The organism is Hymenobacter terrenus, assembly GCF_000972495.1.
Lineage (GTDB): Bacteria > Bacteroidota > Bacteroidia > Cytophagales > Hymenobacteraceae > Hymenobacter > Hymenobacter terrenus.
In genome coordinates, this window is record NZ_LATM01000019.1 from 53,703 (window position 1) to 67,842 (window position 14,140).

At 51.0% G+C, this 14,140-nt stretch carries 11 protein-coding genes; 8 read left to right on the top strand and 3 right to left on the bottom strand.

What is annotated here, in order from left to right:
* Positions 1–21: 21 nt before the first annotated feature.
* Positions 22–2,370 (top strand): DUF262 domain-containing protein, encoded by a 2,349-nt coding sequence (locus WX88_RS19095; protein WP_046246010.1) that lies wholly within the window; start codon positions 22–24, stop codon positions 2,368–2,370.
* Positions 2,371–2,479: 109 nt separating this feature from the next.
* Here the strand turns inward: WX88_RS19095 and WX88_RS19100 are convergent, their stop codons facing one another.
* The 3 genes from WX88_RS19100 to WX88_RS19110 are packed head-to-tail and all read right to left on the bottom strand — an operon-like array spanning position 2,480 to position 7,688.
* Positions 2,480–3,586, bottom strand: a complete 1,107-nt coding sequence (locus WX88_RS19100) for a phosphoadenosine phosphosulfate reductase family protein (RefSeq protein ID WP_046246011.1) — start codon at positions 3,584–3,586, stop codon at positions 2,480–2,482.
* Between the two features lie 6 nt (positions 3,587–3,592).
* Positions 3,593–6,823, bottom strand: coding sequence for a hypothetical protein (locus WX88_RS19105; protein ID WP_046246012.1), 3,231 nt, complete (start codon positions 6,821–6,823; stop codon positions 3,593–3,595).
* Positions 6,807–7,688, bottom strand: a complete 882-nt coding sequence (locus WX88_RS19110) for a DUF4007 family protein (RefSeq protein ID WP_046246013.1) — start codon at positions 7,686–7,688, stop codon at positions 6,807–6,809. Before WX88_RS19110 ends, WX88_RS19105 begins: the two co-directional genes overlap by 17 nt.
* 451 nt (positions 7,689–8,139) lie before the next feature.
* Here WX88_RS19110 and tssD point away from each other — a divergent pair, with 451 nt between their 5' ends.
* The 7 genes from tssD (at position 8,140) to WX88_RS19145 (ending at position 14,093) form a co-directional block, all read left to right on the top strand.
* Positions 8,140–9,180, top strand: coding sequence for a type VI secretion system tube protein TssD (tssD, locus tag WX88_RS27995; RefSeq protein WP_052732858.1), 1,041 nt, complete (start codon positions 8,140–8,142; stop codon positions 9,178–9,180).
* 14 nt (positions 9,181–9,194) lie between these two features.
* A complete protein-coding gene (locus WX88_RS19120) occupies positions 9,195–9,953 on the top strand; it encodes a PoNi-like cognate immunity protein (protein WP_046246014.1) in 759 nt (252 codons plus the stop codon).
* Positions 9,954–10,204: 251 nt separating this feature from the next.
* A complete protein-coding gene (locus WX88_RS28000) occupies positions 10,205–10,960 on the top strand; it encodes a PoNi-like cognate immunity protein (RefSeq protein WP_052732859.1) in 756 nt (251 codons plus the stop codon).
* A 332-nt stretch (positions 10,961–11,292) separates the two neighbouring features.
* Entirely contained in the window at positions 11,293–12,030 is a 738-nt protein-coding gene (locus WX88_RS19130; protein ID WP_197076852.1) for a PoNe immunity protein domain-containing protein, read from the top strand.
* Between the two features lie 71 nt (positions 12,031–12,101).
* Complete coding sequence (locus WX88_RS19135) at positions 12,102–12,860, top strand: PoNe immunity protein domain-containing protein (protein WP_046246016.1); 759 nt, start codon at positions 12,102–12,104, stop codon at positions 12,858–12,860.
* A gap of 112 nt (positions 12,861–12,972) precedes the next feature.
* Complete coding sequence (locus WX88_RS19140; RefSeq protein ID WP_046246017.1) at positions 12,973–13,488, top strand: SMI1/KNR4 family protein; 516 nt, start codon at positions 12,973–12,975, stop codon at positions 13,486–13,488.
* Positions 13,489–13,529: 41 nt separating this feature from the next.
* Entirely contained in the window at positions 13,530–14,093 is a 564-nt protein-coding gene (locus WX88_RS19145) for a hypothetical protein (protein WP_156176277.1), read from the top strand.
* Positions 14,094–14,140: the final 47 nt, after the last annotated feature.

Genomic DNA, 14,140 nt, shown 5'->3' on the forward strand with positions numbered 1-14,140 from the left:
TCAAACCAAATTTTTCAAATCGTGATTCAGATTGAAGACGCTTTCAAAACAGAGGGGAGCAGTGTTTATGCTCATTTTCAGCGCCCAGGAGTTGGTTTTTATATTCCGCTCTATCAGCGTGAATATAGTTGGGATATTGAAAATGTAAAGCAGCTCATTGATGACATTGCACGAGGGGTCGAAACCCTTTGTGAAGAAGATAATGAAATAAGATTTTTAGGTACAATTATTACAGTTCGTGAGAAGGATTTAAGTAAGATTGACCCACAAGAGCCTAAGGGCTTACCACAAACAATAGAAATAATAATAGATGGGCAGCAGCGCTTATCAACCTTAGTATTGTTTGCATCACAGTTATACCTAGCAATACTTGAGCACGAAGCTTCTTTAAAACGCCTAGGTCAATACTTCGAAGAGTTAGAAGAAGTATGTGAGTTTTGGAAAAGTAAAATTCAAGAAATATTCTCCTTTAATTTGGGAGTAGGTGCACATAGAATCAAACCGAAGATTATTCGTGGGCAAGCCGATAAATGGATAAAGGAAGGCAATATTGATGATGCCTATAACTCTCCTGAGGCTCATTATACCGCGCAATTCATTCGATTTGTTGAAAGAAACAAAATCAACTCTCAACACAACGACACTGTAGCCTTTCCTAAAAATAAGGTTGGTAAGAATATAAAGTTTATCAAAAACTGGCTAAGCTCAATTGTTGCGAAAGCTCATATTGACGACAGTGAGTTTCCATCTGCAAAAAGTATACTCCAGTCAATCAATCAGAAACACATCTGGAATTACAAAAGGGATGATTTAAAGGCAGTTACTGGCCAAACGGATATAAACAATCCAAAGAATGCATCATATCATGTTTGTTCATTAGTACAGCTCTTTTCTGTAGCTTATTATGTACTAGAGAGATGCTGCTTCACCGTCATCAAACCCATTGATGATAAATGGGCTTTCGATATGTTCCAGTCATTGAATGCCACCGGAACACCTTTAACAGCTATTGAAACATTTAAACCACTTGTTGTAAATACGCTTGAAAAGAAAGAAAGCAAGGTATTTAAGAACTCCGTAGATAGTGTGTTCTTTTCTAAGGTAGAAGCTTTGTTCTCTAACTCGAAAACCGCGAGTGAAAAGAACAAAATGACCAGTGACTTCATTACATCATTTGCACTGGTTACTGATGCTGAAAATGAGGGACAAAAGCTGCCTAGTTATTTTAGTGCTCAACGAGGCTGGTTGACCAGAATATATTCTGAGAAAATACCAAAGAGGTTTCCTGATGAACAGGATTCTCGGCAGGCGCTAGACATGCAGCATGCATTCGTCAAGTACCTTGGTCAGTACGCAGAATTTTACAAAACCGTATGGATTGATTATCCCTTGGGCGCTAATTCTGTTTTGCCAGTACTTGCTGGATATAAAGACGCTGAAAGTGCTTCAGTTGTTTTGCTTTTCTTGAAAGAAAGCAACCATAGGATGGCGCTTTCTATTTTGTCTCAGTTTTACATAGCTATTTTGAACGCCAATGAGAGCAAAAGAGCTGCTCGCATCACTGATTTCATTGAAGTATGTAAAGCAGTAGGAGCCTTTTACACTATTTGGAGAAGTGCTCAATCTAATTCTACACTTGATGCAAAATATCGTGCGTTTTTCAAAGGAAGCGACACTTCTGAAATTTACGCTTGGTTGCAGAGGGAAGAAAAACCTTCGGTTGAGAAGTTGAAACAATACCTAAGTCAAGTACTCAACGGTGAAGAACTTCTTACGAAGGAAGTATGGCTTAGGAATGCTAAAAGTTTTTTAAGTTATAAGTCGCGAACTATAGTTGAGTTCCTTTTGCTATTGTATTCGCATGATACGATTGAAGATAAAGAAAGCACTGGCTTAGCAATGCCAGGGGTACCTAATTCCAATCCTTATCTAACTGTTGCAAACTGGACCTCACCTGATTTGGAAACAGTGGAGCATGTAGCTCCTGTCAAGAAGAGTTTTGGTTGGGATGATGCTATTTACGCTGATAACATCTTCAATTCAATAGGGAATTTGATTCTATTACCGGCTAACGTTAATACATCAGCCGGTAATAGAGGGTGGGTCGAGAAACTAGTTTATTACAAGCATATTGGAGAAAATAATCCTACTATCTTGGCTGGGCTAGCAGCAAAGGCTTCTCTAGCAGGTATAGTTCTCGCTGATAACCCTAGCACACTGAAAATTCTTCAAGGTGTCACTCATCAACAACATATGAGTATAATAACCTCAATGGAAGACGCTCGAGAATGGGATAGAGACTTTATAGAAGCACGTACTGAAAGGATACTAGATATAGCTTGGGAAAGACTTAAAGAGTGGCTTAAGTAATTGACTACCATATTAGCATCATCCTGAACTTTCCTAACTAATTCATCACGCCGTGCATAGCAATATTTGTGCTATGCACGGCGTGATGAATTAGTTAGGAAACGATGAATTATATGAAACAGGAAGCACACCCTACCTCTTCCTCATCATCGAGGACATCAAGCAAGTAAGCGCTAGTGGAAAAACTGCTCTTTTGTTGTTTCGCCAACGCATCCAGCTTAATTCGCCGGATGCGTTCTGGTTTAATGAGGTCACTGAGCGACTCTTCCATCCAAGTATAGCCGTCTTTTTCGTAGGCTTGGGCGAGGGCAAACTTATCGGGATGCTGCTCATATAGCCACACCCATTCAATCTTTTGCTGGAAGAAGCAGAAGTAGCAGCCGGAGCGGCTACGGGCGTATTCGCCCTGTTGGCCGTCTACTTCGAAGGCTATCTTCTCATAGTAGGCCGGCACGCCTACACCACTTTTGCGCAGCAGATTGAATATATCAGCACGAACCAGGTTCTCGTCGTTGTCGAGCAACGAGAACTCGGGCGCCTGGGCCAGTGGGTAAGTCGTGTCGCGCATCAGGGCAAACACCACGCGGTTGAACAACCGCACGTCGGCATCTAGCAAGGCATTGAGCTTCTGCGGCTGGCTGAAGGTGCGAGACAAGGGCGCATTTACCACTGGGAGCAGGCGGGCGTGCTGGGCGGGCTCACTTAGCTCCTCGTAGAGGCTGCGGAGGCGGGGCAGTGCATCGGCTTGCAGCACCTTCTGTATCACGTCCTCGCTCCAGATGTTGCGCCGGAACGGGAAGATGGATTGAATGTTGGGCTTGCGCGAGATGTATCCTTCGCGGTCTTCGTCGCCCCGGATGCCCACGTAAGACACCACCGGGTCGTTGCCCACAAACTGCTCGAAGGGTTCCAGCTTGAGTTTCTTGGTACACCACCGGGCGCTCGACGAGGGCAGGTAGCCCCCGTACACCTTCACGAAATGGTCGAACGAGTCTTCGGGGCTATCCGGCGCGGCTTCGAGGCGCGTTATCTTCTTCCCCAGGTAGTTTTCCAGGTTGCTGATGAGCGTGTAGGTTTCTGGCAGCTCTTTTCCGGTGTCGCTGAAGTAGTATTCAATGTCCAGCTCAGGGTGCTTGTTGCGCAGGTAGATGGCCAGGGCGGCGCTGTCTTTGCCGCCGGAAATGCCCATTACGTGCCGGAGAGGCTTGTTCTGCATGATAGGTTATAAGTGCTCCTGTAGTAGGCGAGCCAAGATAGCCAAGCTGCGCGATTTGTTGCCTTCCAGCAGGACGCGAATTTGGCTTTCTAACTCTTTCTCCTCGGGGCTTGTTTGCTTGGGCCGCCGAATCACGCGGGCCCGCTCCTTGGTGCCGAACGTGGAAATGCCCACGCGCAGGATGTCTTCGGCTTCGGGGTCGATAACGGTTTTGGTCAGCTCACACAGGTTGTCCAGCTCGTGGATGCGCTGTTGGAACCGGTCCTGGAAAATCCGTTCGTCGGCATCGTCAAATTTTTTCAGGCTTTTGCTCAGCAGCGCGTTGGCCATTGAGTTCAGCCACGCCTCGCGGTCGTCCAGCTGCGACATAATGCGCTCCCGAAATATCAGCAATTCGTTGGGCAGTTGGTGCGGTTCGAGGCTGCGGAACCGCTCGCGCAACGCCAGCTTGTACTGCTCAAACTCGGCCGACCGGCCCAGGATGTGGCTGCTGATGCCTTGCTCCAGTCGCAGCAGCAGCGCCGAATACACCTGGCGAATGAGCGTGATGTTGTGTTGCAGCGTCTGCACGTACCGCTCCCGCGTGGCCGTGTCCTCCTGCAACTCAGCCAGGCTGAAGCCCAGGGCCCCGGGGAACGTTTCGAAGAAGGCCGCTTCCGGGTCTTTGCTCAGCGAAATGCTTTCGCGCAGCCGCAAGGCCGCCGCCGGCAGTTTCTTGGTGCGCTGGGCATACTCCGGCAGCTGCCGGTAGAAGGTCAGAAACGGCTTAATCGACTCGATGAACGTCTTGTTGGATAGCCGCTCGGCTGGTCCAAGCTGTAGCAGCTCGCGGTATTCGTTGAACAGTGCCAGCTTTTCCGGCAGCAGCTCAAATGCTTTCACCGCGTACAGGGCGGGGCTCTTGGTGAAGAGGTCTACCACGTCGGCATTGAGGTCGGGAATGTACCGGTCATCCTCCCCGTACAGCGCGAACTCATGCCGCCGAATGTAGAGGAACACCGGTACCCAGAAATCAATAAGGCCCTGCTTCAGCTTGAACGGTTTGCCCAACAGCAGCTTCATCAGGTCCAAAATCTTCAGCTTGCCACCCTGCGACTGTTGTAGAAAAGCGTCGCACGCTTCCCAAAGCGGCTGGAACGTGGCCGCCGTGGGCGGCATCAGCGCATACTCGCCATTGAACTGCCGGTGAATGCCGGTATCCTGCAACAACGACAGGTAGATGGTTTTTTCGGGCGGGAAGTTCTTGGCTGGGAAATCCAGGTCTGGGTATTGCCACTTCTCAAACAGCGCCCGAATAAAGTTCTTGCGCGCCGTCACAATGGGCACCGACAACTTGGTGCGGTTCACCAGCTCGCTCCGGTACACGGGCGTATCCATGTACACCTCGCGGGCAATGGCCGACAAGCACCGGTTGAACGACCGACGGTTATTAAAGTTCACCTTCGCCGCACCGTTGAAAAACCAGGTGATGTTGCCATTGGCTTCATACAAGCTGTCCAGCACGTAGTGATTGAGCAAGGCCACCTGGTGGTCATAGATGCCATCTAGCTCGCGCACCGCTACCTTATCGTTCAGGTTCACCTTGCGCACGGCCCGCACCTTGTCAATCTCCCGGATGAGCCGCTTGATTTCGCCCGACTTGCGGTAGATGCCATATAGCACCGCCTGGCGGCGGTCGCCCACCGTCTGCCGCAGCTTCTCCGGTGAGATGGAATCCGAAAAAATCAGGTTCACGAAGCCGTCAATCTCGCCCTCGGGCTCTTCCAGCAGCACATCATCCGTCATGCGTACCTCAAATACCCGGGGCGTACCCACTTCGTAGGAAGCCTGCTTGGCGGCGATGTACGGAAACGTGAAGAACTCCCGCAGGCGCGTTGCCACGTCCGTTACCTGCTCTACCAGGCTGCCCGCCTCGTCAATGGCTAACTCAATATCCAGGTCGGTACCCTCGAAGAGGATATAGCTGTTCTTGTGCGGCTGAAACCGGATAAGCTTATGCTGCTTTAAGGTATTCAGCGCAGGCACCACCGAAGGAAGCCCCAGGCTCAGCTTGGCGTAATCTTCCAGAAACTCCGTGCTGATTTCAGCCCCCGCCGGCGCGAAGATGGACAGCAGCCCAATGGTCTTCACCAAGTGCCGGGCGGCGTTCAGGTCTTCGTCGGTATCGAAGTGTTTCTCCAGTCGTTCAAGCGTGTTCTTAAGAATACCCCACTGAAAGAAGTTGGGATTGTAGCGCGAAGTCAGCAGCGAGTAAAAATGGTAGCTCAGGTAATCGTATACCTGACTAACCCCATAGTAAGTCCCGTGCTTCAGGTGCTGCTCAATGCCCAAGTAGTCATTGGAGCGCAGAAAGGAGAACAGGGACCGTTCGTTCTGGCCGTAGCGTTGCAGTGCCTGCACCAGTACCCCACCCGAAAGCAAGTCCAACGGCCATAGTTGCTGCTGCATGTCGGCCGTTTTGTAGTCGCGTAGCGGGAAGACATGGGCTGCCTCAATTGTTACAAACAGTTGTTGGTTTGCCACCGGATTAGCGGCACTCTTTTGGGTATCGGCCAGTTGCTGCGCCGCTAGCTGTAGCAGCTGCTCCACCGGTTCGTTGAAGGTCAGTTCCTTCAAACGGCCCTTCACCTTTTCCCACTCCTGCCGCTGGGTGCGACTCAGGCCAACGGCGTAAGAACTTACGTCTTGGTGAACTGTCGTCAGCAGTAGAATATCCTTGCTAGAGTCATTGATGTACTCCGCCAGTTGCTGAATAAAATATAGCTCCTCCTCCGGGTTTTCTCGCGCGGCATATTCTAGAAATTTACCGAACTCATCTACCACTAGCACCAGCGCGAAGCGCTTCTTCGCTAGCGGTTGGTATTCCTGGTCTAAAGCTTCAATAACTTCCTTGGAAGAAGCTTCCAGTCCAGCATCGCCCAGAAAGTGCTTTGCCAGCGTTTGCTTCAGCGAGGCATATTCACCAATAAAGTGCTCGAACCGGAAGGCCTTGATGTCCTTAAAGCCAACCTCCGTTTGGAAATACTTATTTCCCTTATTCAGCGTCTGCTGAAACGCCCATAGAAAAGCCGATTTACCAGTGCCATAAGCTCCAACAATATTGAAGCTGTGAACACCTGATAAGTAATTATCAACTATCTGCCCGAAAATCGTCTGTGCATTCGGGGTGGGAATGTACAGAAGCTGCTGCGAAGCGTCGCGCGCAATATTGACAGATGGACTAAACGAGGTTGCCATAATATTTCTGCATCACCTCATCGAGGTTGATTAGTTCTTTCTTGATAGTAAGCACTCGGTTGCCGGCCGTGCTCGAATAGATAATGGCCGTCGGGAAATGCTCACGCATCTCTTCAATCTTATAGAACAAGCCCTTCTCATTCATGGCAAACAGCAATCCCGGTGAATCAGGAGCTACCTCCAAGTCATTAAAGCTGATGGTCTCGCCAAACTGCTCATTCTCCAGGATGATGCGCAGCACCACTTGCCAGGGGATTTCGCGCCGTTCCAAATTCTCAATGTGGTAGCGGAGCCCATCATTCTTAGTAATTGTAAGCAAGCTCAAGTCCTGCAACAACCCACTAGACTCCTCTTCGATATCTCCTTTGCCTTTCTCGCCAGAAGGCGCATAGCTGCGAATAAATACAGTGAGGTCGGCGTCGAGCGTGGTAGTATTCAATGCCGTCTTACCAAGTTCTAAGTTGCGCCGGGTAATAAACTGTTCCAATTGAGCCCGACTGAAAGAGAAACCTTCTTTCCGCAGTTCGTTGAAGACAAAGTGGTATATCGAAGCACGTCCAGTTTTGACTAATAGATAATGGAGATACCAGAGGGTCGCATTATCCTCAAGGTATGGGTCAAACCCTTCAGCCCCGAGCAATTGCTGAGCAACAGCAAGCAGCTCATCTGATTCATTAGTCAACCCAAATGCACGCAACCAATAGCGCACCGCATCCACCATGTTTTTACCGACGCCAAGTTTCACTACAGCGTCGGCATCGTTGAAGCCTCCTCCAGCTTCGATAAAGTCATACCCCTTCTTCAGCCAGCCGTGGCGACATAAGAACGTATTATGTCCTTGAAAAATAAGCTTTTCCCCTAGCATGGTTTTTCTTTTTTAAAGCTAAGGTACCACCACCCTAGTTGGAAAGAAAGGAAAAAAACTAATAGGTTGAGCATCAAAAGTTGAAGCGCAAAGAAGCCCCAGCCGCCCACGCAGCCGGGGCTTCTCTGTGCTACTCTCCGCCGCTACTTTGCCACTGGCGCTGCATCACCGCTGGACTTGCCGCCGCGACCGGCCGGCTATTGCTAACGCCCCGTTCGCACCGCATCCGATGCGTAAGGCCTGCACTGCTCCTCCCGCAACCTGTCAATGCCTCATTGACAAACCAGGATAAGGCCCCCGCCCTGGCACTGCTTCGCGCTTCCTGTGCCCCGCTTGCGGCGGCCGAACCTGAGTAGCTCCGCCCCGTGCCCGCAGTGGCCGCCAGGCTCGCCTGGTACTCGGATACGGCGTAGCTTTGCCGCCTATTTCACTTCTACAAAATCAGTGGACTATGGCGTCTTCTTACGCTGAAATGCACGTGGACGGCCACGTGTTTCCCATCCGGCTGTGCACCTACGGCGTCCACCAGGCCACCCACCAGCGGGGGCGGGTCAGCACCAAGGTGCGCTACGACGAGGTTAACGTGACCTTGGATGTCCCCCACGAGCACGTGCTGTCGGCTTGGGCTGCCGCTCCACAGAAGCGTCTGCCCGCTAGTCTGGTGTTTAAAGATGCGGCCGGGGGGAGCGCGCTGGAGACCGTGAGTCTGAAGGCAGCGTACTGCGTTTCCTACGACGAGGAGTTCGTACACGGGGATGTGAACACGGGGGCCTACGTCTGTCTGATTACTCTCTCTGACCCCGACGGGTGGACCATGCTGCCCGGTGGGCCAGCCACGACCTTCGTAGCGCCAGCGGCGCGGGAGCATGGCTTGCCCGTGGCCCTACTGAACGCGGCGATAGGTGGTGGCCCAGCGCCGGACCCGCACGCGGCCGATTGGGCCGCCGCTCGGGCGAAGGCGCTGGACCCGGCACGGATTGCAGGCCTGTATGCGGTCTATAAAGCGCGCAAGGAGAAGAAAAAGGAGACACCCCGCCCTCAGGACAAGTGGTGGGGCGAGCCCGGTAAAAGGGGCGGGGCTGGTCGGACTGTGGATGGCTGCTTGGGCGAGTACCAGGCCGATAAGCTCTTTGCGGCGCAAGGCCATCAAAAGCTCAACCACGGCGGGCAGCTCGTTGGCTTGCTCGACCCGCCAAGGGGGACGGGCATTGATGGGGTGTGGCGAAACGCTACCCCACCACCCGAATATATTATCACCGAAACCAAGTATGGCAAACCGCCCAAGCTCACCAAGGCGACCAAGCAGATGACCAATGAGTGGATATTTGGTTCAGACCGATTAACGCGTGCGGTGGACGACGAAGAAGAGGCAGACCGGATTACAACTGCTCAAGCAACCGGACAAGTCGAAAAGCGCGTACTGCATATTGATTTTGATGGAAAGTTGACAGAATATAAAATTGAAAAAACTAGTCGACTCACAAAAATCTGATAAACGATAAGGCTATGGTTAAGAGAGAACCTTTGCGGTCAGAGGAATACTTCGACCAGACAATCACTTTTAAAAGAGGGGTTATTAATCGAGATAAAGAAGCGTTAGCTATTAATCCTGGGCAATTCGTTGAGCCAGAAATAATAGCAGCATCTGTTTTCAAGCATCATCACAATCTTTTTGTAGCGGAATACTCACGGGGCTACCCATTAGCAGAATTACAGGGGGCTTTCTCAGAGACTGTTACTTCCTGGGAGCAGCTAAAGGCTTTTGACAGAGACAATGTGTTTGCTGGGATATTTAAAACGGATATTGATAATTATGTGCGGGCCCTTTGGCTACTCTCGCAAGCATATTTACTGGGTATAGAGCCGTCCGTGGTAATGCGCTTATTAGCGTGCATTGGCAACGAAGGGGAAGATTTGCTTTTTGAACGCCTTGTGACAGCTATAGTGCCTGAACTGCTACGCAAGCCAGCCAAGAAGCTGCTTTACCCAAAGCCATATCAGGCTCTCTACGATGCGTTAGACGCACCTAGTGAACAGCGGGCCACCCTGATACAGGAGTTTTTGAAGCAGTGGTACAAACGCATGAATAATACAGGTTGGCATGACGCTCACAAAGCGCCTAAAGGGGGTGGATTTGTCGGCTACTGGTGCTGGGAGGCGGCGGGCGTGGCCCACGCCTTTGGCATCGATGACAGTAGTTTTCGCGACCTGCCCTACTACCCGAAGGACTTGGCGGATTTCGCTCATGCTGCCAAGCTCGCGTAAACCAAAGCCTCCGCTCACGCGGAGGCTTTTTTGCTAGCCGATGATCCGCTTCATGGGTCAGCATCAGTGGGGTGTGGCAATGCTACCCCACCACCAGAGCATATGATCACCGAAACAAAACCCACTACTCCGGGCATCAAGCCCAAGTTTTCTATTGGCCAGATGAGCAACGTATGGGTGCTACATGATAAGAAGCTGCCTCGGGCAGCGAGCGAGGTGGAAGCTGATCGTATTCAGCTACTATAATTTGTATGACGAAGCGAGAGCCGTTACAATCCGAAGCCTATTTCGACGAATTGATAGCCTTCAAGAAAATGGTTATTGCCCGGGACCAAACCGCTTTATCGGCCGACCCGAAGCAATTTGCCCGACCAGATGCGCTGGCATTTTTCCTTTTTAGTCATGGTCGCATCTTGCCAATGGCTGAATATTCCCGGGGGTACCCAGTGGCTGATTTCCATGCTTCACTCTCTCAGGTTATCAACTCGCTGGAACAGTTGCGTGCGCTGGACCCAGAGGGTACGTTCGCGATGAGCTTCAAGAGCGATATGGACGACTATGTACGGGCGCTGTGGCTCGTATCGCAAGCCATCCTGTTGCGCCTGGAGAACTCCCTCATTGAGCGGTTGCTGGCCTGCATCGGCAATGAAGGACAAGACCTGCTATTCGAGCGTTTGGTGGCCGTCGTAGCTCCCAACATAGGCCGTAAGCAAGCGAAAAAGCTTTTGTACCCCAAAGTTTATCAGTCACTGTATGACTCCATAGACGCTCCGGCCGAGCAACAGGCGGCTTTGGTGCAGCAGTTCTTAAAGAATTGGTACAAAGGCATGCGCAAGACCGCCTGGTACGATTCCCATAAAGAAACCGATAGTGGCTTCTTCGGCTACTGGTGCTGGGAGGCAGCCGGGGTAGCCCACGCTTTCGGCATTGATGACAGCAGTTTCCGCGACATGCCCTACTACCCCAAAGACCTGGCGGATTTCGCCCGCACCCCCAAGCTCACGTAAGCCAAAGCCTCCGCTCACGCGGGGGCTTTTTGTTATATCGTAACCCACTCCGCGGACCGTGCCGCAATGAGACGTGGCGCAATGCTATCCCACTACTTAACACATTGACACCAAAACCAAGTATGACTCGGCGAAACTCTCCAGATGACAACTGAGTGACGACCGGGTGAGAAGAAGCTTATGCATCGAACGCGCGATGGACAAGAACCAGGTAGGAAAACGTTTACTTCACGTTGGTAGCGATGGGAAAATGCCCGAATACGAGTTGGACGAAATGGGCAAAATTTCCATCCCTTAAATACAGTTAGATGCTGAGCTTACGTGATTCCTTAATGGATGAAGTCTATTTCGACAAGACAATCCGATTCAAGCAGCAGGCTATTGAAGAAGACCGAACTGATTTGCTGAATGACCCTGGGCAGTTTCCGAAAATTGAAGGTGTATATGAGCGCCTCTTTCGGTTTCAGCACCACCTCTGGATGGCACAATATTCCCGCGGCGCCGCCATTCAGGACCTGGAAGAGAGCTTTTTGCTCGTTGTACAAGCCGCCGAGGACTTGCGTCGAGTAGATGTTCGCGGGGTGCACGCTTTTAATTTTAACACAACGCTGGATAATTATGTGGCGGCGTTGTGGCTGCTGTCCCAAGTCTATTTACTCAAGGTAAAGCCCGAACTGGTTACTCGCTTATTAGCATGTATTGCCAATGAAGGGGAGGATTTGCTGCTCGAACGGTTAGCCGCCATAAGCGCCCCCGATATTAGACGCAAATCGGCTAAAAAGCTATTGTACCCCAAAGCCTATCAGAGCCTTTATGATGCCTTGGACGCTTCTGCTGAGCAGCAGGCTACGCTAATGCAACAATTTCTAAAGGGCTGGTATAAGGCCATGAGTAAGACGGGCTGGCATAACTCCCACAAAGGCCCTGGTGGTGGAGGTTTCTTCGGCTACTGGTGCTGGGAGGCAGCCGGGGTGGCCCATTCTTTCGGCATTGATGACAGTAGCTTCCGCGACATGCCTTACTACCCCAAAGACCTGGCTGACTTCGCCCGCACCCCCAAGCTCACGTAAGCCAAAGCCTCCGCTCATGAATCAGGTATAGATAAATGCGGTAAAATTGTTACCCCCAATACCCCAATGAAATGACCAAGCGTGAGCCCTTAATGACCGAAGCATACTTTGACCAGCGCCTCGCGTTTGTAGAACAAATTATTGCAGAAGATGAAACGGACCTTCGCGACGACCCTACCCAGTTTACGGATGTTGCCAGCGTTTATTTCAACATTTTTCAACATCGGCTATTTCATCTCATCTCCCTTTATTCACGAGGGTATCCATTAGATAGCGTGCAAAAAAGCTACCTGCTTCTAATCGATGACTGGGAGCAGCAACGGGTTGCTGACGAGGAGAACGTGTACGCTGGAGACTTTCAACGCGACATGAGCACCTACGTGCAGGCGCTATGGCTACTGTCACTAGCCTACCTGCTGCACATCAACCAGTCCGACATTGTGCGTCTGTTAGCGTGTGTTCGAAATGAAGGACAAGACGTGCTATTTGAACGGCTCGTTGCAGCACGTGTAAGCGGAACGGCTCGAAAGCCAGCTGAAAAACTGTTGTATCCGAAAGCGTATCAGCCCCTATATGATGCGCTAGATGCTCCCGTTGAACAGCAGGCCGCGTTAGTAAAGCAGTTTTTGACGAGCTGGTATAAGCGCATGAGCAGCACGGGGTGGCATAACGCCCACTTAGGCCCAGATGGGGGCGGGTTTGACGGCTACTGGTGCTGGGAGACGGCCGGGGTGGCCCACGCTTTCGGCATTGATGACAGCAGCTTCCACGACCTGCCCTACTACCCCAAAGACCTGGCGGATTTCGCTCATGCTGCCAAACCCACGTAAGCCAAAGCCTCTCCCCTAAATCAAGACAAAGGCACATAAAGCCCTTTCAAATACCTCGGCTCGTACGATCAATACAACGGGCACCCCGGCCTTCCTTTAGCTAAACAGCCCTATGGAACCTAACCTTTTCAGTGGTACTGAGGAACCCGCTACGCTATCTGACATCGCAGCTATCGAGCAGCAATACGGCTTTACGCTGCCCGACGATTACAAAGCCCACCTCCTTCAATATAATGGTGGCTGGCCCGAACGCTCCATCTTTATGGAGGTTCGACCCGACGGCGAACAGATAGCTCGTGATATCAGCGATTTCTACTCGGTGCGTTACGGCGATATCACGTTGGAAAGCGGCTTAGAGTCATTAGCTGACCAATTGCATTCCGACTTAGTACCGTTTGGAGACGAAACCGGCGGGGATATTTTTGTTCTCAGCGTAGGTCCACAGGATTACGGTAGTGTTTACTACATCGGCCACGAATTCTACAAGGCCCCCGAGTATGAGTATGACGAGGAAACTGACGAATCGACGCCCCCGGCCCCGCTAGACTATGGCGCGGGAGTACATTTCCTGGCTCCGTCTTTCACGGCTTTTTTAGAGGGACTAAGAGAACCCAACGAGGCAAGCTAGCCGGGGCTGCCCCGACAGTGAACCCTTAAAGCGAAATTGTCATGATTGCTCAACCTTCTATCACCGCTACCGACTGCTTACTTTCAGCAACGGCAAACCAATTGGCTAACGCGCTGCACTTGCATTACGAGGTGGTCAACACTTCCGACAAGCCTCTTTACTTATTCAATAAGCTAGCGCGTGTTGGTGGCAAAAGTGTATTCGACACCGACCCCAATGCTACTAACATTCTGCTTTACGCCAATCATGTGGCAGTGAGCAAGACCCTCGTACCCGTACCTGATGACAAAGAAGTAGAGCGGGAGTACGTTCCAGGATTAACCCGAATAGCACCCGGAGGAAAGTTCGCCGAAACGATGCAGTTGCAATGCCCGCTTTCTCCATTTACCTGGTATGAAGGCCGCCCCATGAAGTCAGCGCCGGTAAGTCGTGCGCTATTTTTTGAACTAGGCTATGCCGTTGCTTCCGAAGAAGTTGAGAACCTTGTTCAACTACTGAGCACCCCTTATGGGGAGATTTATACTGCTAACTGGTTTCCGTTGCAATTGCAGAAACGTGTCTCGACGGGTCCACTACTCGACGTCTCTGTTTTCTCGGCGAGATAATCAATAAGTAGAATAAAGTACCTCATCACTGAGACCAAATATAACAA

What these genes read in the sequence shown, in the direction of transcription:
- WX88_RS19130 (WP_197076852.1), top strand. Translation starts at nt 11,293, where the DNA reads ATGGATGAAGTCTATTTCGACAAGACAATCCGATTCAAGCAGCAGGCT.
- WX88_RS19145 (WP_156176277.1), top strand. Translation starts at nt 13,530, where the DNA reads ATGATTGCTCAACCTTCTATCACCGCTACCGACTGCTTACTTTCAGCA.
- tssD (WP_052732858.1), top strand. Translation starts at nt 8,140, where the DNA reads ATGGCGTCTTCTTACGCTGAAATGCACGTGGACGGCCACGTGTTTCCC.
- WX88_RS19110 (WP_046246013.1), bottom strand. Translation starts at nt 7,688, where the DNA reads ATGCTAGGGGAAAAGCTTATTTTTCAAGGACATAATACGTTCTTATGT.
- WX88_RS19140 (WP_046246017.1), top strand. Translation starts at nt 12,973, where the DNA reads ATGGAACCTAACCTTTTCAGTGGTACTGAGGAACCCGCTACGCTATCT.
- WX88_RS19100 (WP_046246011.1), bottom strand. Translation starts at nt 3,586, where the DNA reads ATGCAGAACAAGCCTCTCCGGCACGTAATGGGCATTTCCGGCGGCAAA.
- WX88_RS28000 (WP_052732859.1), top strand. Translation starts at nt 10,205, where the DNA reads ATGACGAAGCGAGAGCCGTTACAATCCGAAGCCTATTTCGACGAATTG.
- WX88_RS19120 (WP_046246014.1), top strand. Translation starts at nt 9,195, where the DNA reads ATGGTTAAGAGAGAACCTTTGCGGTCAGAGGAATACTTCGACCAGACA.
- WX88_RS19105 (WP_046246012.1), bottom strand. Translation starts at nt 6,823, where the DNA reads ATGGCAACCTCGTTTAGTCCATCTGTCAATATTGCGCGCGACGCTTCG.
- WX88_RS19135 (WP_046246016.1), top strand. Translation starts at nt 12,102, where the DNA reads ATGACCAAGCGTGAGCCCTTAATGACCGAAGCATACTTTGACCAGCGC.